The organism is Luteitalea sp. TBR-22 (assembly GCF_016865485.1).
Classification (GTDB): Bacteria; Acidobacteriota; Vicinamibacteria; order Vicinamibacterales; family Vicinamibacteraceae; genus Luteitalea.
Map to the genome: position 1 here is coordinate 2,224,160 of NZ_AP024452.1, position 17,790 is coordinate 2,241,949.

The following is a 17,790-nucleotide window of genomic DNA, read 5'->3' on the forward strand; positions in this document are numbered from 1 at the left end:
ACGACGAGGCCACGTCATGCCATCGACCCATCGCACCCCGACGCGCGCCGGCGTCGGCCTGAGATTGCCGCACCTCGAAGAGGCGGTGGCCACCCGTCCGGCGGTGGGTTGGCTGGAGGTTCACCCGGAGAACTTCCTGGCCAACCCGCACGCCACCGAGCTGCTGCTGGACCTGGCACGCACCTATCCGATTTCCGTGCACACCGTCGGCGTGTCGGTCGGCAGCGCGACCGGGGTCGACCGGCAGCACCTGCGACGTGTTCGTGCCTTCGTCGAACGGGTCGAGCCGGTGCTGCTTTCAGGTCACCTCGCGTGGTCCACACACGGCACCGAGTATCTCAACGACCTCCTGCCGCTGCCCTATGACGACGAGACGTTGGCCCTGGTCGCGGCTCATGTGCTCGAGGTGCAGGATGCGTTCGGACGGCCGTTCCTCATCGAGAATCCCTCCAATTATCTGGGGTTCGCCGGATCCACGATGACCGAGGTGACCTTCCTCAACGAGCTGGTGGACCGCACCGGTTGCCGGCTCCTGTGCGACGTCAGCAACGTCCACGTGAGCGGCCACAACCTGGGCAGCGACCCGCGCGCCTACCTGGACGGTCTCCCGACAGGTGCCATCGGCGAACTGCACCTCGGTGGATTCACCGTCGAGGACGACGAGGCGACGCCGGGCGCGACGATCCTCATCGACACTCACGGAGCGCACGTCGATGGCGCCGCGTGGGAGTTGTACGCCTACGCCGTGCAGCGCTTCGGGCCGAGGCCGACGCTGATCGAGTGGGACAACGACATCCCGAGCGTCGCGACGCTGGTCGGGGAAGCGCAGCACGCCGATGCGCTCGTGGACGCGACCCTGGCAGGTGAGGTGGCGCATGGCGCTCGCTGACCTCCAGCACCGGATTCGGCGGGCGGTCGTGCGGGGTGACGACGCGTCGCTGCGGGGGACGATGGTCGGCGGGCGCGATCCTCTGCGGCGCCTGAGGATTCATCGTCGTCACTACCTGATGAGCCTGACCGCCGTGGTCACCGGCAGGTTCCCTGCGACGGCCTGGCTCGTCGGCGCATCACGGCTGGAACACGCCGCGGTGGAGTTCGTCGAGCAGTGCCCCCCCACCATGCCGTGCATGGCGGAGTACGGCGACGCCTTTCCGGCGTTCCTCGCGTCGTGGCCGGAACTGGCAGCGCTGGACTACGTGCCGGACTTCTCCGCGCTCGATTGGCACCTGGGCCGCGTGTCGGTCTGCGTGGACGCGGCGCCGGTCATGCGCGCGGACCTCGCCTCGTTCGCCGCAGACGAGCTCCTGGAGCAGTGCGTCTCCCTGCAGGACGGATGTCACTACCTCGAGGCGGACTGGCCCGTGGACGCGTTGATGTCGTTGTACCTGCGCGACGCCAGTCCCGACATCTGGACACTGACCCCCGAGCCGGTCTGCGTGCAGGTGCGCGGGAGCAGGGGAGCGCTGCAGTTCCAGAGGCTCGATCGGGGGAGCTTCGTCTTCCGGACGGCACTGGCCAGCGGTCTGACGCTCGGTGACGCTGCGGCACGCGCGCTGACGACCGACCCACGGTTCGACCCCGGGGCGGCCCTGCTGGGCGCCCTCGACGAACAGCTCTTCACCACGCTCGGCATGACGCCTGGAGGCGCGCGATGACGACCGACGTCCGCAGCACGTTCATGGCCGCCGCAGGCCTCGTACGAAGTGGCGTCGATGCACTGGAGCGGGTACCGCTGTCGCTGATGCTCCTGTTGATGCGTGTGGGCATCGGCGCGGTGTTCCTCAACGCCGGGCTGCTCAAGTATCGCTCGTGGGAGCTGACGCTGCTGTTGTTCCGGGACGAGTACAAGGTGCCCCTCGCCGACCCGGTGCTGATGGCGCGCATGGCGACGTTCAACGAGCTGGTCTTCTCGTCGCTGCTGATCGCCGGGCTGGGCACCCGCCTGGCGACGTTGCCCTTCTTCGGCATGATCGTCACCATCCAGCTGTTCGTGTATCCCGACGCCTGGATCGAGCACCTGGTGTGGACGTCGATCCTGCTGACGCTGCTGACGCGAGGCGGCGGCACGTTGTCGCTCGAGCACCTGTTCGCGCGGTCATTCCGCAGTGCCACGGCGACGTCGGCGACCATCGGCGCGCCGCAGTCGTCGTGACACCGACGGCGTGCAACGGCGCGAGCGTCCCCGGATTCCTTCCGTGTCACCTGCCGGCGTCCACCAGGGGGACCCCGTTGGAGCTTCCCGCACACTGAGCGGGATGCACAGGCGACGCCCCGCCGTCAGTCCGGGAAGTCTCCGGATCTGCGGAACGGTGCACGCCGGTTGGCAGCGGGGCGGCCGCTACCGCAGGGTACGTCGTCTTCGAGTAATGTGAAGAGACGACAGTGCCGACTCTTAGAGTGATGGTGTCCCCTCTCGTCATCCGGAACAACGTCCGGATCTCCGGCCGCGCTGACGGCCGGGCCATGGTGTTCGTCCACGGCTTCGGCTGCGCGCAGGGCGTCTGGCGGGCCGTGTCGCCCGCGTTCGAGGCCGACCATCGGGTCGTCCTCTACGATCATGTCGGCTCCGGAAACGCCGACCCGTCGGCCTACTCCGCGCAGCGGTATGCCAGCCTCGGCGCCTACGCCGAGGATCTCGTCGAGATCGCGGAGAGCCTCGGCGTGCAGGGCGGCGTCATGGTCGGTCACTCGGTCGGGGCGACCATCGGGATCCTGGCCGCGCGGTTGCGACCGGGCCTGTTCGATCACCTCGTGCTCGTCGGCCCCTCGCCGCGCTACGTCAACACGGCGGACTACGTCGGCGGGTTCGAACAGCGGGACATCGACGATCTGCTCGACACGCTGGCCAGCAACCACCTGGGATGGTCGAGGCAGATGGCGCCGGTCATCATGGGCCGACCCGACCGCCCGGATCTCGAAGCGGAACTCACCGAGAGCTTCTGCCGCACCGATCCCAGGGCTGCCGAGGGTTTCGCACGCGCCACCTTTCTCGCCGACAACCGTGAGGACCTGCCGCACATCCAGGCCAGGACGCTGGTGCTGCAGTGCACCGACGATCCGATTGCGCCCGTCGCGGTGGGCGACTACGTCCATCGGCAGATCCCCGGAAGTCAGCTGGTGGCCGTCGAAACCTCGGGGCACTGTCCGCACATGTCCGAACCCGACGCCGTGATTCGCGCCATGCGGGACTTCCTCAGATGACCGGCCGTCCCGAGGACGTTGCGCTTCCGCACATCCCCGAGGAGTCCATCGAGGATCTGTACGAGCGCGCGCCCTGCGGGTACGTCTCGACGCTCCTGAACGGTCGCATCATCAGGGCCAATGCCACCTTCGCCGAGTGGACCGGCTATACCGGATCGGCATTGGTCGACGGCCGGAAGTTCCAGGATCTCCTCACGCCCGGCAGCCGCATCTTCCACGAGACGCACATGGCGGCGATCCTGCGCGTCTCCGGCGTGGTGCGGGAAATCGCCGCAGACATCCAGCGTGCCGACGGGAGCCGACTGCCCGTGCTGTACAACGCCGTCGCGCGCCCGGTGGCCGGCCCCGGCGGGCCCGTGCCGCTGGTGCGCTTCACGCTGCTGGATGCCAGCGAGCGGCGGCGGTACGAACAGGAGCTGCTCGCGGCCAAGCGCGAGGCCGAGGCGGCGCTCGCCCGCATCCGTCAACTCGAGCGTCTGCTCCCGGTGTGTTCCTGGTGTCGGCGCATCCAGTCGCCGGGCGGCGAGTGGAGCGATCTCGAGGCGTATCTCCACGCCGCCGGCACCCAGGTCACGCACGGCATCTGCGAGACGTGCACGAAGGACTTCAACGCGAAGCGCTGAGCAGGTGGCTGATCGGCGGCGTGGACACTAGAACCCTTTCCAGCCGAGCACGTCCTTCAGGATGCTCCATCGCGGGGTGCGGGACGAGAACGCGACGCCGCGAATCCAATAGTCGACAGCCTCGTCGGCGTCACCGCTGGCGCGCCGAGTGTCCAGCCAGACGTCGACCACCTCTCGCAGGTCGTCCTCGCCTCGGGGCATCGCATAGACGGTCACGGTCGACGTGGTGAGGTCCGGGGGCCGAACGGCCGACAGTTCGGGGTGCACCCTGCTCCAGTAATGGGCCCGTTCGAGGGGCATCAGCACCGCCGTCACGGAAGGCTCCGTCAAGGCCTGGTCGACCAGGCGATAGGTCCTGACCGTCGCCAGGGGCGCGACCCGCTTCGCGACAGCCGCGGCACCATCGACCGGTGGTAGTGCAATCACCATCCCCTTTCCGCGATCCAGTGCGTCCATCGTCTCGAATCGTCCCCGGTCGAAGTCGCGTACCAGGAAGCCCAGGTGCTCGGCGCCGTATGGACGCGACAGTTCCATCGAGAGCACTCGCGGTACGGTCGCCGTCACTCCGCTCATCAGGATGTCGACACGCCCGGCCGTCAAGTCGCGCGCGGCAGTCGTACGTTCCACCGCCACCAGGGCCAGCGACAGCTGCAGCTCCCGTGCAAGGCGGTGTGCGGCTTCGATGTCCAGCCCGACCGCCTCCCCCGTGCCGTTCGTGAATGCCCAGGGGAGCGCGTCGCGAAAGTACCCGACACGCAGGACGCCGCGCGTCCGGATCTCCAGCAGTCGCTGGCCGGCCTGCGGAGGCTCGCCATCGTCGACCGGCTCGACGATGCGCGCGAGCGGCGGGCGGACCGCCAGTGGGGCCAGGGCTTGCAGCCCTCCTGGAGTGGCCGGCAGCACCCATGTCAGCCCCGCTCTCGTCCCGCCGATGAAGGCCGTGATGAGGGCGGTCGTGATCACGACGTAGCGCGCCCACGTCCTTGGCGCCACCGTGATGCGCCCGAGGACCGCCGCCGAGACGAGCAGTGAGAGGCACGCGGTGTGCGCGGCGGCCGCCATGGAGCCGAATCGGCTGTTGATCACACCGGACACCGTGAAGAGTCCGATGAGGTCGGCGGGAAGATGCAGGAGGTCGAGCAGGAACGGCATCGCCGCGTTGATGCTGCCGAACAGGCTCAGGGGGCCTGCGGATACCAACAGCAGGACTTGGTGCGACGTGAGGGTCGAACCTGCAAACCAGGCAGCATAGGGCAGGAAGGCGAGGCTCAGCACCTTTCCGGCGTGCGGAAAGTTGTAGAGCAGCGGCACCGCGACACTGACGGCACCATCGGCTGACTCGGCATCCACCCCCCGCTCGGCCAGGAGTGCCTTTGCCGACTCGGAGATGAGTGGCAGCACGACGAGCACGTCGCCGGCGGCAGCCGCCGCCAGGATGGCACTTCGCATGGACCGAAGGAGGCGTCCGTAGGGCACGGCCGTGAAGCTGGAGGCGAGCGCCGGCAGGATCCACAGGGCCAACAGGAGCGACCCGACGGCGTAATAGTGCAGCCACACATGGAGGCGCAGGAGTTGATCGGGCCTGAACTCCCCGGCGGTGACTGCCACCGACGCAAAGAGACCGTATGGGGTCAGCGTGAGGATCATGCGGCTGACGCCGGCCATCGTCTCATTGAAGGCGCCGAGCACCTGAAGGAGGATCACCTTGCGCTCGGAGTGCAACTGGCCCAGCGCAAGACCTGCAAGCACCCCGAAGAGGACCACGGCAGGAATGAGATTGTTGGCCAACGCGTGGAAGAGATTCGAGGGGATGTAGAGGTCCAGCCAGTCCATCGCTGGCGGAGTCGCCGACGGGCCGAAGAAGGGTGTGCCGCCGGACGCCGGTAGGGCGCGCGAACACAGCATGACGAGAACGAGCGTCAGTCCCCAGACGAAAAGCAGGAAGGTCACCCCGTACCTGGCCACCAGCCTGATCTCGCCGCTGCCGCGCATGCCAAGGCTTGCGATCAGCGATCCGAGCAGGTACGGCAGGACGTTGACCTGCAGTAATCGGACGAAGCCGTCGGAGACGAATTCGAGGGCCCGCACCGCGTCCCCGAGCAGGAGTCCGGTCAGGATGCCGGCGCCTATCCCGATCACGCTCCGGGCGAACAGTCGCGTCTGTCGCGCGTCCAGGGTCTCCGCGTCACGGGGACGGCCTGCGGCGAGTGCCTGAGGCATCATCGGGCAGTCACGAGGACCGGGAGTCGTTCATCGGACGGGCGGGGTGAGGGACACCTTCCATCCAGGACAGGACGTATGCTGCGACAGCCTCCCAACCGGGCTCGTTGTGCAACTCGTGGTAGTAGCCTGGCCACACTTTCAGCGTCGCGCGTCCGTGCGTCCGTTCGACATACTCCCGTGAGGCCGACGCTGCGGTGATCCGATCGGCGTCGCCGTGCATGACCAGGGTGGGGCGCGCCGTGTCTGCAGCCCGCGCCAGCACACTGGCCGCCGCGGCTCGAATCTCGGCAAAGAAGGTGGCGGTGACCCGGTCATGGACGAGCGGGTCGGCCCGGAATGCCTCGACGACAAGCGGGTCGCGAGACAGCGCCGCCAGCTCGAGACCGTTGGCGAAGCTCACGGCCGGCGCCAGGTGTGTCAGTGCGCGGGCCAGCACCAGACGGCCGGGTGTCGGCTCGCGCGCGAAGCGCAGGTACGGGGCAGAGGCGACGACGGCGAGTGCGGGCTGGCGTTGAAGTCCATAGCTCAGGACGACATTCCCACCCATGCTGTGCCCATAGAGCGTGACTGGCAGGTCGCCCCACTTCTCCGTCACGGACTCCAAGAACGCGGCGACGTCGTCGAGCAGCTGCTCGTACGAGGGGGTGTGGCCACGAGGTCCCGGCGAGCGGCCATGCCCGCGTTGATCGAAGCCTGCCGACGCGTAACCGCGAGCCGCCCAGTAGGCCGAAAGGTGGTCGTACCGGCGGCTGTGTTCCCCCATGCCGTGCACGTGGGCCACCACGCCCCGCGTGGGGCCGGAGGGCTCGCGGGTCCACGCGTACAGCACCTGGCGGTCGTTGGCGATCAGCTCGGTTTCGTTGAACATGCCACGGCCGTGTGCACCCGCCGTGCCACGAGCGCTCGGTAGGGCCAACGCACGTCCGGTGAAGAACTCGGTTTCGGAGAAACAAGGCCAATAACAGCGGGCAAGCGCGGTGCTTGCCATCGTGTGGCGCCGCCGCACGCGGGCCGAGGCCTGACCGGCTCGTGCCAACCGGTTGCCATCTGTCACGCCGCGAACACGTCGCGAGCAGCGGAGGCCGCCGCGTCGCCTGGTCGAAGCTCGTCTGTTGCGTCGTCGTGGGTGTGCGACGGCCAGCGACGATAGCCACGTCGGATCGGTAAGGCATCCCTGACGACCTGACGGGGCGCGTCGCGGCACCGGACGTCGGTATGGCTGAGCGGATCCGCGACACGAGGGGGTAGAATCGCCGGCATCCATTTCAGAAAGGTCCCTCCGGCATGGAGTGCGCGTCATTCGTCGCTCGGCCAGGGCGTCCGTGAACTTCGAAGCCCTGCAGGAACTGGCCTTGAGGATCGCCGGTGAACGAACCGTCGATCGCGTGCTGCAGCACATTGTCGATGGCCTGCGAGAGCGCCCGGGAGTGGCGCTGTCGCGCGTCTGGATAGCCGCCGCGGGTGACCAATGTGCGTCGTGCCGGCTGCGGTCGATGTGCCCCGACCAATCGGTCTGCCTGCACCTGGCGGCCAGCGCCGGTGCATCGGTGCACGGCGAGTCGTGGACGCGAACCGATGGCAATTTCCGGCGTATTCCTATGGGGCGGCTGAAGGTTGGCTCGATCGCCGCCACCCGCGAAGGACTGCTGCTCACCGACCCGCTGTCCGAGCACCTGAAGCACCAGGACTGGGTTCGCGACGAAGGGATCGTCAGCTTTGCCGGGCAACCACTGATCTATCGGGATCAGACGCTGGGGGTGCTCGGTGTCTTCCGACGCCAGTCGATCGATGTCGAGGAGTTCAAGTGGCTGCGCATGTTCGCCGATCACGCCGCTGCGGCCGTCGCCAACGCGCGGGCATTCACGGAACTGGCGCAGGCCGAGCATCGCATCCGCCAGGACGAGCGTGAGCTCAGGTTGCTCATCGACTCGCTGCCAGTGTCGGTCTGCGCGCTCGACACCGATGGTCGCGTCTCGTACATCAACAGTGCGGGACGGCGCTACCTTGGCACGGACCTGGCGGATCGGACGGTGTCGACGGCCGATGATCACCGAGCGCTCGTCTACGCGCCCGAGGATCTGGCCTCGGTGCGGGCGCGTGTCGGCTCGGCGCTCGCCACGGGGACGCCGTGTGAGATCGAGGCCCGCCTTCGACGGCACGACGGCGAGTATCGCTGGCACCTCATCCGGCACGAACCCCTGATCGACGAGCACGGACGGGTCGTCCGCTGGTATGTCAGCGGCGTCGACATCGACGAGCGCAAGCGTGCCGAGGACCGCGTAAGGACGGAGAACGTGGCCCTGCGCGAGGCGATCGACCAGGCGACGATGTTCGAGGAGATCGTCGGAACTTCGCCTCGCCTGCGCACCGTCCTGGCCAATCTCGCCAAGGTGGCGCCAACCGACTCGACGGTCCTCATCCTGGGAGAGACGGGCACGGGCAAGGAACTCGTCGCCCGGGCGATCCACAAGCGATCGCGGCGAGCGGTGCACCCCTTCGTCAGCGTCAATTGCGCTGCGATCCCTCCGGCGCTCATCGCATCAGAGCTGTTCGGTCACGAGAAGGGGGCATTCACCGGCGCGGTGCAACGGCGGGCCGGGCGGTTCGAGCTTGCCGAGGGCGGGACGCTCTTTCTCGACGAGGTCGGCGAGTTGCCGCTGGAGACGCAGGTGTCGCTGCTCCGCGTCATCCAGGAACGCGAGTTCGAGCGCCTCGGCGGAAGCCGGCCGCTACGCGCGAACGTGCGGATCGTCGCCGCCACCAATCGTGACCTCAGCAGGGAGGTCGGCAACGGTGCGTTCCGCGCCGACCTGTTCTACCGGTTGAACGTCTTTCCGATCGCGATACCGCCGTTACGGGATCGCGCTGAGGACATTCCCCTCCTCGTGCAGTACTTCGTCAGCCGGCTCGCCAGGAACGTCGGCAAGCGGGTCGCGAGCATCAGCACCAAGAGCCTCGAACTGCTGAAGGCATACGATTGGCCGGGGAACGTGCGGGAACTGCAGAACGTCCTCGAGCGCGCGGTGATCATCGCCGAGACCGACACCCTGTCCATCGACGCCACCTGGCTCCATCGTGAACCGACGATGGAAGACGGTCGGCCACTCGCGCTGCCCGATCAACTGGCTCAGCAGGAGCGGAGCCTCATCGAGGCGGCGCTGAAGGAAACCAGAGGGCGTGTGTCCGGTCCCGCGGGTGCGGCGGCCAAGCTGAAGATGGCCGCGACAACGCTCGATTCGAGGATCAAGGCGCTCGGCATCGACAAGCGGGCGTTCAGGGCCGCGTACTGATCGCGTCACGAGATCTCGTGACAACAAACGAAAAACGGTGCGGCCCTCTGGAAGGCTGTAGGCCGATGTCACGCAGTTTGTGATGGCGAGCGCTTTGCACAGTGGGCATCCGTCGGGGCTCACTGGCAGCGAAAGGGCGATCATGAATCTGGCAGCGGCAGAAGGCGGTCACGGCGGCTCGAGGGGAAGCGACTCGCATGGCGACTCGGCTCGCCGGCACCTTGGCATCGTCGGCTCGAGCCGAGCATTGACTGAAGTCCTGACGCTAGTGCGGACGGTCGCGCCGACCGACGCGACGGTGCTGATCGAGGGCGAAACCGGAACCGGCAAGGAACTGGTCGCCCGGGCGATTCACGAGCTCAGCGCGCGGGGGGCGCACGCTTTCGTGAAGATGAACTGCGCGGCCATACCGTCGGGGCTGCTCGAGAGCGAGTTGTTCGGTCACGAACGCGGTGCCTTCACGGGCGCCGTGAACGCCAGGGCGGGCCGGTTCGAGATCGCCACCCGCGGCAGCGTCTTCCTGGACGAGATCGGTGAGATGCCGATGGAGCTGCAGCCCAAACTGTTGCGGGTCCTGCAGGAACACGAGTTCGAGCGCCTCGGAAGTACACGAACCGTTCGGAGTGATGCCAGGATCGTCGCCGCGACCAATCGGGACCTCGCCAGCCTCGTTGCTGCCGGACAGTTCCGCGCTGATCTCTTCTACCGCTTCAATGTCTTTCCCATTCGCGTGCCGGCCCTGCGCGAGCGGCGTGCCGACATCCCCCTCCTGGTGCGCCACTTCGTCGAACGGTTCGCTGGCCGCCTCGGCCGGAGCATCAGCGTCATCCCGGACGGAACGATGGACGCGCTGGTCGGACATGAGTGGCCGGGCAACATCCGCGAACTGCAGAACGTGATCGAGCGGGCCGTCATCCTCACCACCGGTGCCGTGTTGCAGTTGCCGCCGCAGACGTTCCGGCCCGTCGGTCATGGGGCACACGCGCCCCAGCCCCGGACCATGGAGGACATGGAGCGCGCGCACATCCTGACGACGCTGGCGGCGACCAACGGCGTCGTGGCCGGCCCCCGAGGGGCGGCGTCGGTGCTCGGGATGAACCGATCGACCTTGCTGTTTCGTATGAGGCGCCTCGGGATCACGCGGCCCCCCTCGTCGTGGCAGCTCGGCCAGTGACGCGGCCAGCGTCACACGTCGCCGTCACGCCTTCAGACGCCGGCGCCCAGCGCCGATGGCGCACCCCTGACGCGGAGTGACGGCCGCCGGTCGCCTGCACGGGCGCGGCCGGGGTCGTCAGTGTCAGCGGACTGGCGCGTGATGGCCGGTTCACACCGCGCGTCGTCGAGCGAGGCCCCGCCAATCACTCAAGTCCTCTCGAGGCAACACGTTGGGGCGGACGTCGCCGCACGCGACCAACGGCATCAGCCGTGCTCCCGCCAGACACGCATGCCGACGCGGCAGCCAGCCGCTGGCGGTAGTGCGGGTGTGACGCGCGCAGCGCAGGCCGGCCACGGTGTCGCACGGAGGATCCGCCGCCGCGGGGGGCCTCACGTGCAGCCGTGGGCGATGTCGGGGCTATAGCGCGAGCGCTACAGGAGGCGCGACATGCCGGCGTGTCGCAATGAAACCTTGGAGATGACGACCATGCAACTCGAGCTCGATGACATACAGGGCACCGTACTGAACAACCGTCCGATGCCCTACTACGGCGCCTACATCGTGTTTCGCATCAACGACGCCGGCGCGGCGCGGACGATGCTGCGACGACTCATTCCACGCGTCACGTCTGCTGCCGATTGGGCCGCTCCAAAGGACGACGCCTGGCTCAACGTGGCGTTCACGTGGGAGGGCCTGCGGCGGCTCGGTCTCGCCGACGAGATCCTCGGCGGGTTCCCGATAGAGTTCCGCCAGGGCATGGCGGCGCGGAGCGAGCGTCTGGGCGACGTCGGCCGGAGTGCACCAGCCCAGTGGAACTTTCCCCACGGCAGCAACGGCTTCCACGCCGGCCTCCTGATCATGGCCCGTACACCGGAGGGCAGGGACGCCAAGGTGGCGATTGGCCAACGGGCGTTGAAGGGCCTCAGCGGCATCGAGGTGGCGGCACGCCTCGACGTCGGCGTGCCTCCGACGCTGCGCGAGCACTTCGGCTTCGCCGACGGCATCAGCCGTCCGTTCATCGAAGGGCAGGGTGGTGAGCCGCTTCCCGGCCAGGGCACGCCGACCAAGGCGGGTGAGTTCATCCTCGGCTACGAGAACGAGCTCGGCCAACTGGCGACCGGCCCTGGTCCGGAGGCGCTCTGGCGCAACGGCACCTACATCGCGATCCGCAAGATTCACCAGGATGTTGCGGCATTCCGCCGGTACCTGCAGGAGTGCGCAGCCGACGCCGCCGGCCAGGAGAAGGTCGCGGCGAAGATGATGGGCCGGTGGCGTAGTGGCTGTCCCCTGGCACTGTCGCCGGACGCCGACAATCCGGCGATCGTCGACGACCCGCGTCGCAACAACGACTTCGCCTACTTCGATGACGACCGGAACGGGCAGAAGACGCCCGTCGGTTGTCACATCCGTCGTGTCAATCCACGTGACGGACTGCAGGACACCATGGCCAACGCGCGACTCCACCGGCTGCTCAGGCGTGGCGCCGCCTATGGACCGATGCTGCCTGAGGGGGTGATCGAGGACGACGGGCAGGACCGCGGCATTGTCCTCGCCCTCATCAATGCCAATCCGGGGCGACAGTTCGAGTTCGTGCAGGCGGAGTGGGTCAACGACGGCGGTTTCGTGTCGCAGGGCCTGCGCTCGGACCCGATCGGCGGGCGCCGGGATCGCGCCGATGACTTCGTCTATCCGGCCAGGCCGGTCCGTCGCCGGCTGACGGGACTGCCCGAGTTCACCGCGACGCGTGGTGGGGAGCACGTGTTCCTGCCCGGCCTGGCCGGTCTGCGATGGCTGGCCGAGGCCACGCATCCATGACGGGCGCGGTGGCCGGGATGGGTGGAAGCGGGTCCGGCCCTCGGGTGGCAACGGGTTGACAGTGGAGAACATGCGAGCACGGCGCAGCGCCACTCGAGACAGGGATGGGAACCGGAAGGAGTGGCGTGTGCTCGCATTTTCGCGACAACGCCGGAGCACAGGCCGATGGCACGCCCAATGCTTAAGGAAAAAGTGACGGAAGTGGGCAGCACGAATGGGCGGGCTGAACCAATCAACCCCGTCAGCAAGGGACACGACATGACCACGCAGCAGGAAGCCATCGCACGGCCGGGAACGCGGAAGGGACAGTGGAACGAGTTCACGGTGATCATGCCGCTCAAGCCGGGTGGTGCGGAGCGCATGCGCGCCGCCTTCGGAGGCTTCACCGACGAACGGGCCAGGAACACCGACCGCATCGGCACGGTGCACGACCTGCGCTTCGTCATCTTCGACAACGACACCCGATGCATCTTCGCATCGACCTTCGATGGCGACTGGGAATCCTACATCGACGACTTCGCCACCATCATCCCCGACGAGATCGATCTGCTGTTCCAGGAAGTCGTCGACTATCCCGGCGTGCGAAATCCCGGGATCAAGGACTTCATCGCCAAGCACCAGGTGTCGGCCATGGCGTTCTACGGTGCCTACACCGATGCGTCGGTGCGCGACGTGTGGAAGGCGCTCAAGGTCAGGAAGGCCCTGGACGCGCTGCTGGACGCCGCCAACTGACCCACGTTCACCGGGAGTATCGACATGAACAGCCACCAGTACCGGCTCGCGACACAGCTCGTGGACCTGATCCACAAGTCTCAGGGATTTCACCCCGGGTACCGTGGCATCCACGCGCAAGGCCGCTACTACATCGGGACATTCACGGCAACGCCGCAGGCTCGGCAGATCAGCCGTGCGGTGCACCTGCAGGGGCAGCCGGTGCCGGTCACGGTGCGCCATTCCAACAGTCCGTCGGGAAATCCGTGGGGGCCGGCCGGCTCGGTCTCCATGGCCACGCGGTTCTATCTACCCGACGGTACGACGACGGATCTGGTGGCGCTGCCGATCACGCTGTTCTTCACCCGGACGCCGGAGGAGCTGCTCATGCTCGGCCAGGCCGCCCGACCGGACCCGGCAACCGGGCAGCCCGACATGGCCAGGGTCGGGCAGTTCCTCTCGACCCGGCCATGGGTGGCGCATGCCGTGGGGCTGCGGCAGCAACTGCCGGCTGCCGTCAGTTTTGCCTGCACGTCCTACCACGCCCTCCATGCCTTCCGCTTCGTGAACGCGGCTGGCGAAGTCGTGTACGCACGCTACCACTGGGAGCCTCGAGCCGGCATCGCAAGTCAACCAATCGAAGACTTGCGTCGACACTCGCCCTCCCACCTGTTCGAGGAACTCGAGGACCGCCTGCGGGAAGGCCCGGTCGGGTTCGACCTGGTCCTGCAACTGGCGGGAGAAGGGGATCCGACTGACGACCCGAACGCACCGTGGCCCGACGATCGTCCACGCGTGACCATCGGGCGACTTGCGATGACACGTCCCACGACGATCGAGGAGATCGGCGACCCGGTGATGATGCACGACCCCACCCGGGTGACCGACGGCATCGAGCTATCGGACGACCCCATCCTGGCCGCCCGTCGCGGCATCTACGAGGTGTCGGTGGCGCACCGCACCGGTGGGTGGAAGGGCCGGCAGGCATCGCTGGAGCGCGCCGGGTGTCCGTTCGGGGGAGGCTGGGCGCAAGGGCCGGATGCGTCGCACGCGGAGTCCGAGGTGGCGCCATGAGGAGATCTCCATCAGAGGAGGCGCCCGCAGTCTCGACACCCCCGTCGGCGGCAACGCAGTCGCCGCCGGCTCGTCCGAGGTGGTGGCTGACGGCCGCAGGGCTGGTCTGTGTGGGGCTGGGGGCGATCGGTGCGGTGGTCCCGGGAATGCCCAGCACGGTGTTCGTGTTGGCCGGGTCGTGGTTGCTGGCCCGTAGTTCGCCCGCTCTCGAGCGGCGACTGCGCTCGGATCCGCGGTGGGCGCGCCACACGAAGTACCTGGACCCGCGCGTGCCGATGCCACGTCGCGCGAAGGCGGCGGCGATCGCGAGCATGTGGACATCGATTGGTCTGTCGACCGTCGCCTTGAGGCTGGGTCACGTGAACGGCGTCGTCACGACTGCGGTGCTGCTGGCGGGCATCGGCGGGACCGGCGCAATCGTCGTGTTCCGACGCGAGGCTGCGAGGCAGCACCCCCACGGGGAACTGCGGATCACCCGGTGAGTCTCGCCGGCTGCGCTGCTGCGGCATCCGACGGGGAGCTCGCCGGCTCGATCCGAGGACGCCCACCGACACACCTGACAACACTCGCTGATTCCCCCGGAGGATCCGTGATCGGGACATCGTCGACGACCACCGCTTTGCCCATCTCGTTCCGCCGGCGATTCGGCGTCCCGCGGCACGCGGCGCGGTGCCTCGTAGCTGCCTGCCTCGCCCTGGGGCCGTCCGCGCCAGCGCGCGCGCAGGGCGGCAGCGGCGGCCAACCCGCCACCCGAGCCGCACAGTTCCGGGACGAGCGCGAGGCGAAGCGCCAGGCGACCCACGCCTACGAGCCGAACGCGCTCGAGCGCGGCATGCGCGTGGCTGAGACCCGAGGCATCTTCGCGGTCGCCCGGGAGGGCTTCTACCCGAAGCTGGGTTCGCTGGCGGTCGGCAGCGGCTTCTCGTTCGGCGTGGGCTTCCGCGACCGCGATCTGCTCCGCCACACCGGCGCGGCTGACGTCTTCGGCGCGATGTCGACCGTTGGCTACGTCGCGGCCGAGGGGCGCGTCCGTTTCCCCTCGCTGCTCGAGGGACGGCTCGACGTCGAGGGCTGGGCGGGGCGGCGCGAGTACGTCCGTGAGTACTACTTCGGCCTTGGTCCTGGTTCCGCTCGCGGTGACCAGGCCGACTACGCCGTCCGCAACACCATGGCCGGCGGGCGCGCCGGCGTGACGCTGGTCCCAGGCCTGGTGGCGGGCGGAGGGCTGGAGTACCTGACTCCGCGGCTCGGCGAGGGCAACGACGACGGGCGGCCGGGCGTGGACCAGATCTTCACACCCGAGACGGCGCCGGGCCTGGACGCCCGCGCCGACTTCCTCCGGACGAGCGCCTTCGCCGAACTGGACACGCGCCGCCCGCGGTATGCCCGCAGCGGTGGCCTCTACCGCCTGGAGTTCTCGCGCTTCGACGACCGCACCGGCGGGTCCTACGGTTTCGACCGCACCGAGGTGGACCTGCGGCACTTCGTCGGCTTCCTCGGCGGGCGTCGGGTGATCGGCCTGAGGGGCTTCGTCTCGACCTCCGATCCTCGTGGGGGCGGCACCATTCCCTTCTTCCTCATGCCCGCCCTGGGCGGCAACGACTCGTTGCGCGGCTTCCGCAACCAGCGGTTCCGCGGACCACATGCCCTGCTGCTGCAGGCCGAGTACCGATGGGAGATCTGGAGTGGGCTCGACGGTGCCTTGTTCTACGACGCCGGGAAGACGCCACTCGAACGCCGCGACCTCGACCTGCACGGCCTGCAGAGCGACTACGGATTCGGATTCCGCGTCAACACCAACAACGGCGTGATCTTCAGGGTCGACGCCGCCTTCGGCAGCCGTGATGGTCGCCACCTGTATCTCGTGTGGGGAGGAGTGTTCTGATGCCCCGGCCGTTCCGACGCCCATGGCTTGCTGCGACGTTGGCAGCCGCGACCCTGGCAGTACCGGCCACCGGCGCCGGACCACGCTTCTTCCCTGATGATCCGATCCAGGTCGACGACGACCGGGCGTTGGACGCCTCGAATGCAGTGCCGCTCGAGGACACCAATGGCTACGATTTCCTCGCGCACTCGTTCGGCCACCCGGGCGAGCGCCGCGACGTGCGAGCGCTCGACGTCAACACCGTCGACGAAGTACCCGACTCCAGCTGGTTCACCAATCGCATCGGACGCGCGCCTCTCAGTGTCGCGGACGTGGTGCGCGGACCTGACCGGCAGCACGATGTGGACGTTGCGGGCTGGCTGGTGAGCGGCGGCAAGAGCAGCGGCGTCCAGCCCGGGTTTCGCATGACGGGGACCGATGGCCAGGTCTACCAGATCGAGATCGATCCCCCGGCCCATCCCGAGATGGCGAGCGCCGCCGAGGTGATCGGGACGGCCTTCTACCATGCCATCGGCTACTCGGTGGTGGAGGTGCATCTCGCGGAGATCGACCGGGCGGCGCTGCGCATGTCGGACACTGCCACGATTCGCGATCCACTGAACGGTCGCCGCCGGCCGATGGATCAGCACGACCTCGACGTCGTGTTCGCGCGTGCAGCCCGTCAGTCGGACGGGCGCTATCGGGTGCTGGTCAGCCGGTTCGCCGCCGGGCGTCCACTCGGGAACTTCCGCTACTCGGGCACCAGGCCGGATGACCCCAACGACATCGTTCCGCACGAGCACCGTCGGTCGCTGCGGGCCGCGCGGGTGTTCGGTGCGTGGCTGAACCACGACGATTCGCGCGGCGTGAACAGCCTCGACATGCTCGAGACCGGCAACGGGCACTCGTGGATTCGTCACTACATGTTCGACTTCGGATCGATCCTGGGGAGCGGCACGGTATTCGCGCAGACGCCGCGTGCCGGCAACGAGTACATCTTCGAGGCGCGCCCCGGCTGGCTGACGCTGGTCACCCTCGGCCTCTACGTTCGGCCGTGGATGCGCATCGACTATCCCGAGGTGCCAGCATCGGTCGGCCGCTTCGAATCGGCGGCGTTCGACCCGCGCGCCTGGCGGCCCGAGTACCCGAATCCGGCCTTCGACAACATGCGACCCGATGACGCCTTCTGGGCCGCCCGCATCGTTGGGCGTTTCACCGACGCCATGGTGCGCGGTGTGGTGGAGAAGGCCCGCTACAGCGACCCGGCGGCCACGGACTACGTGACGCGGACACTGATTGCACGCCGCGACAAGGTCGTGCGGGCCTTCCTCAACGGTGTGTGTCCTGTCGTCGACCCGACGCTCGGCCCCGACGGCGTGCTCCGTTTCGCCAACGCCGCCGTCGATGCCGGCGCGGCGACGCCGGCGCACGCCTACACGCTTCGCTGGTTCACGCTCGACAACGCGACCGGTATCCGGACCGCTGAAGGTGCGGAGGTTCGGGTCACCGAGCTGCAGGCGCCTGCTCCGGAGGGCCTGCTGGCACGGGGCGACTTCGTGGGCGTGCGGATCACCGGCCTGCATCCGCAGCACCCGCGGTGGGCGTCACCCGCGTCCTTCACCTTCCGCCGCAATCGAACCGGTTGGCAGCTGGTCGGCGTCGAGCGATGACAACCGGATTCGGACGCGCCGCTCTGCGCGAGTGCCTCAGACGACCGCCGAACATCACGCCTGGCAACTACGGCGCCGAACCGGTGCGTCCTGGCTACGGACCACAAGCCGCCGGGTTGCAGGAGACGGTGCGTCGCCTGGCCTGAGCGTGCCGGCCGGCGAC

Annotated in this window: 16 protein-coding genes; 14 read left to right on the forward strand and 2 right to left on the reverse strand. The window is 68.2% G+C overall.

The features are described from left to right. The first annotated feature begins 16 nt into the window (after nucleotides 1-16). The 5 genes from TBR22_RS09070 (at nucleotide 17) to TBR22_RS09090 (ending at nucleotide 3,824) form a co-directional block, all read left to right on the forward strand. Nucleotides 17-889: a DUF692 domain-containing protein gene (locus TBR22_RS09070; RefSeq protein WP_239492654.1), complete on the forward strand. Its 873-nt coding sequence runs from the start codon at nucleotides 17-19 to the stop codon at nucleotides 887-889. Further along, entirely contained in the window at nucleotides 876-1,655 is a 780-nt protein-coding gene (locus tag TBR22_RS09075; RefSeq protein WP_239492655.1) for a putative DNA-binding domain-containing protein, read from the forward strand. The genes TBR22_RS09070 and TBR22_RS09075 overlap by 14 nt, the downstream gene beginning before the upstream one ends. Further along, a complete protein-coding gene (locus TBR22_RS09080) occupies nucleotides 1,652-2,152 on the forward strand; it encodes a DoxX family protein (RefSeq protein ID WP_239492656.1) in 501 nt (166 codons plus the stop codon). Before TBR22_RS09075 ends, TBR22_RS09080 begins: the two co-directional genes overlap by 4 nt. 248 nt (nucleotides 2,153-2,400) lie before the next feature. Beyond that, complete coding sequence (locus tag TBR22_RS09085) at nucleotides 2,401-3,201, forward strand: alpha/beta fold hydrolase (RefSeq protein WP_239492657.1); 801 nt, start codon at nucleotides 2,401-2,403, stop codon at nucleotides 3,199-3,201. After that, on the forward strand, nucleotides 3,198-3,824 hold the full coding sequence (locus tag TBR22_RS09090; RefSeq protein WP_239492658.1) for a PAS domain-containing protein: 627 nt from the start codon (nucleotides 3,198-3,200) through the stop codon (nucleotides 3,822-3,824). Before TBR22_RS09085 ends, TBR22_RS09090 begins: the two co-directional genes overlap by 4 nt. A gap of 27 nt (nucleotides 3,825-3,851) precedes the next feature. Here TBR22_RS09090 and TBR22_RS09095 read toward each other — a convergent pair whose 3' ends face one another. Together TBR22_RS09095 and TBR22_RS09100 are read right to left on the reverse strand one after the other, a co-directional pair. After that, the gene (locus TBR22_RS09095) at nucleotides 3,852-6,047 is read right to left on the reverse strand and encodes a cation:dicarboxylate symporter family transporter (RefSeq protein ID WP_370651435.1); all 2,196 of its coding nucleotides are present in this window, start codon (nucleotides 6,045-6,047) and stop codon (nucleotides 3,852-3,854) included. A 7-nt stretch (nucleotides 6,048-6,054) separates the two neighbouring features. Then, nucleotides 6,055-6,915: an alpha/beta hydrolase gene (locus TBR22_RS09100; protein ID WP_239492660.1), complete on the reverse strand. Its 861-nt coding sequence runs from the start codon at nucleotides 6,913-6,915 to the stop codon at nucleotides 6,055-6,057. A 454-nt stretch (nucleotides 6,916-7,369) separates the two neighbouring features. Here TBR22_RS09100 and TBR22_RS09105 point away from each other — a divergent pair, with 454 nt between their 5' ends. The 9 genes from TBR22_RS09105 (at nucleotide 7,370) to TBR22_RS09145 (ending at nucleotide 17,773) form a co-directional block, all read left to right on the forward strand. After that, the gene (locus tag TBR22_RS09105; protein ID WP_239492661.1) at nucleotides 7,370-9,337 is read left to right on the forward strand and encodes a sigma 54-interacting transcriptional regulator; all 1,968 of its coding nucleotides are present in this window, start codon (nucleotides 7,370-7,372) and stop codon (nucleotides 9,335-9,337) included. 82 nt (nucleotides 9,338-9,419) lie between these two features. Next, nucleotides 9,420-10,511: a sigma-54-dependent Fis family transcriptional regulator gene (locus TBR22_RS09110; RefSeq protein WP_239492662.1), complete on the forward strand. Its 1,092-nt coding sequence runs from the start codon at nucleotides 9,420-9,422 to the stop codon at nucleotides 10,509-10,511. Between the two features lie 459 nt (nucleotides 10,512-10,970). Further along, nucleotides 10,971-12,308, forward strand: a complete 1,338-nt coding sequence (locus TBR22_RS09115) for a hypothetical protein (protein WP_239492663.1) — start codon at nucleotides 10,971-10,973, stop codon at nucleotides 12,306-12,308. 258 nt (nucleotides 12,309-12,566) lie between these two features. Then, nucleotides 12,567-13,040 (forward strand): hypothetical protein, encoded by a 474-nt coding sequence (locus TBR22_RS09120; RefSeq protein ID WP_239492664.1) that lies wholly within the window; start codon nucleotides 12,567-12,569, stop codon nucleotides 13,038-13,040. A 24-nt stretch (nucleotides 13,041-13,064) separates the two neighbouring features. Continuing rightward, on the forward strand, nucleotides 13,065-14,093 hold the full coding sequence (locus TBR22_RS09125) for a catalase family peroxidase (protein WP_239492665.1): 1,029 nt from the start codon (nucleotides 13,065-13,067) through the stop codon (nucleotides 14,091-14,093). Then, the gene (locus TBR22_RS09130) at nucleotides 14,090-14,575 is read left to right on the forward strand and encodes a YbaN family protein (RefSeq protein WP_239492666.1); all 486 of its coding nucleotides are present in this window, start codon (nucleotides 14,090-14,092) and stop codon (nucleotides 14,573-14,575) included. Before TBR22_RS09125 ends, TBR22_RS09130 begins: the two co-directional genes overlap by 4 nt. Before the next feature lie 107 nt (nucleotides 14,576-14,682). After that, nucleotides 14,683-15,978: a BamA/TamA family outer membrane protein gene (locus TBR22_RS09135; RefSeq protein WP_239492667.1), complete on the forward strand. Its 1,296-nt coding sequence runs from the start codon at nucleotides 14,683-14,685 to the stop codon at nucleotides 15,976-15,978. Next, complete coding sequence (locus TBR22_RS09140) at nucleotides 15,978-17,627, forward strand: hypothetical protein (RefSeq protein WP_239492668.1); 1,650 nt, start codon at nucleotides 15,978-15,980, stop codon at nucleotides 17,625-17,627. Before TBR22_RS09135 ends, TBR22_RS09140 begins: the two co-directional genes overlap by 1 nt. Beyond that, the gene (locus tag TBR22_RS09145; RefSeq protein WP_239492669.1) at nucleotides 17,624-17,773 is read left to right on the forward strand and encodes a hypothetical protein; all 150 of its coding nucleotides are present in this window, start codon (nucleotides 17,624-17,626) and stop codon (nucleotides 17,771-17,773) included. The genes TBR22_RS09140 and TBR22_RS09145 overlap by 4 nt, the downstream gene beginning before the upstream one ends. Nucleotides 17,774-17,790 lie beyond the last annotated feature (17 nt).